2 protein-coding genes are annotated in these 2,174 nt (G+C 39.0%); both read right to left on the bottom strand.

Annotation, left to right across the window (positions count from 1 at the left end; all coding sequences use genetic code 11):
- On the bottom strand, window positions 1-680 hold a 680-nt coding region (locus MRZ08_RS05265), incomplete at its 3' end, for a solute carrier family 23 protein (RefSeq protein ID WP_297380152.1).
- A 186-nt stretch (window positions 681-866) separates the two neighbouring features.
- A partial coding sequence (locus tag MRZ08_RS05260; RefSeq protein WP_297380150.1) for a nucleobase:cation symporter-2 family protein occupies window positions 867-2,174 on the bottom strand: 1,308 nt, incomplete at its 5' end.

Raw genomic sequence — 2,174 nt, 5'->3', positions numbered from 1 at the left:
AAATCAACCATGCCCATAAAGACAGCTATTATGTAACCAACTATAAGACCAAAGAGAACAGAAAGTTGTTTCCAAAAGCCCTTAGCCAAAGAATTAAAGGATAAACAAGAAATTAAAGTAATAGTTCCAAGAAGAAGATTTCTAGTAGAACCAAAATCACTAGCCCCATTGCCACCACCAAAAGATGCTGCACCGACGCTTAGTAGAGAAAAACCAATCGCTGTAACAACACAAGCTGAAACTATTGGCGCTATAAACTTCCTCCAGTATTTTGCAAGAAGACCCAAAGTCCCTTCTATAATACCGCCGACAATGATTGCCCCAATCATAGTTTCGTAGTTAAAATTAGTAGAAACATAAATTAAAGATGCCAAAAAAGTAAAACTTACTCCCATGATAACTGGAAGTCTAGAACCGATTTTCCATACTGGGTAAAGCTGAATAAGAGAGCCAAGACCTGCTACGAACATAGCATTTTGGATAAGAGATGCTAGGTCAATATCAAGATCAGGATTTGCCGCTGTTGCTGCCCCTACGACAAGAATAATTGGAGCAAGATTTGCAACAAACATAGCCAAAACGTGCTGGATACCAAAAGGAATCGCCTTGGCTATAGGAACCTTGCCATCAAGTTGGTAAATATTGTCAATACTTACACTAGAATTTGTTTCAGATTTCATAGAATCCTCCCTTTCGTTTTCTATACGAATAATTGTATCACAAAATATTTTACTGTAAAATATTTATTTACTTAAAACAAAAAGGAAGAAGATTCGGATAATCTTAAGCTGATTTTCTTCCATAACTAGTATTTTCCACTTAAAAATAAGCAAGGAAAAACGCCACTTTCATGGCGCATTTCACTTTTATTCCTTATCCATCATTTCTCTTTCACGCTCTTCTTCTTCGATAGTTTTCTTTGGAAGAATTATATTTAGGAAGAAAACTACAAGAGTTGCAAGAACAACTGGTGATGAGATAAATATCATTCTAAACCATTCTGGGAATTGTTCGATTGCTACTGGGTTTACTTGGGTAATTCCCATACCTAGGGCGATTGCAAGTCCTGTTATAGTTACATTTCTTACACTCATCTCATCTGATGTGATTAGTCTCATTCCACTCATGGTAATTTGGGCAAATACTGTTACTGTCGCTCCACCTATTACAGCTTGAGGGACAGAAAGCATTAGAGCACCAAACTTTGGAATAAATCCTGCTATAAGGATCATAGTAGCAGTAATCTTAAGCACGTGTCTTGAAACAACCTTTGTTAGAGATACTATACCTACGTTTTGTGAATAAGAAGCTGTAGGAAGTCCTCCAAAGAAGGCTGATATCATATTTGTAAGACCGTAGCCCTTGATTCCTCCCTCAAGTTCCTTTTCTGTTGGTTGTCTATCAAGTCCACCAGTTGTGGTAGAAGAGAAGTCTCCTACTGCCTGGATGGAGTTTACCGTAAACATAACCGCCATTGTGATACAAGCATCTAGGTGGAAGTCTAGGCTAAATGGCATAACTTTTGGGATTGTAAGCCATGCTGCATCAGATAGCTTAGAGAAATCTACTATACCAAAGGCAAGAGAAGCGATGTAACCTGCGACAATTCCTATAAGAATTGCAGAAAGCTTCACAAGACCCTTACCAAACATATTACAAATAAGAACAACTGCAAGAGTAATGAAGGCTACTATCCAATAAACCATAGCTCCTTGGTTAGGGTTTCCATTTCCTCCTGCCATGTAGTTTAGGGCAACTGAGTAGAGAGAAAGACCTATTGTAAGAACAACTGTTCCCGATACCATTGGTGGGAAGTATTTGTAGAGCCTTTTGATATTCATTCCCACAAGGAAGGCTACCAAACCACCTACTATCTGGGATGCGAAGACTGCACCTATACCGTATTTGACTGCAACTGAGTTAATAACAGGTATATAGGCAAATGACACCCCCATTATCATAGGAAGCCTTGATCCAAGTCCAAGTTTAACTATTGGGTAAAGTTGGAGGAAGGTAGCAAGGGCTGCCACAAACATTCCTGCCTGTATTAGATAAATTGACTCTGCCGCTGTTAGGGCATGTTCTGTGTTAGCTAAGGTATTTGTCAAAACGATTGCAGGTAGAGTATTACCTACTATCATAGCCAACAAGTGCTGAAGGGCTATGGGGAAGGC

It is taken from the genome of Anaerococcus sp., from assembly GCF_022770135.1.
Taxonomy (GTDB): domain Bacteria; phylum Bacillota; class Clostridia; order Tissierellales; family Peptoniphilaceae; genus Anaerococcus.
This window is presented reverse-complemented; position numbering and strand designations above follow the sequence as displayed.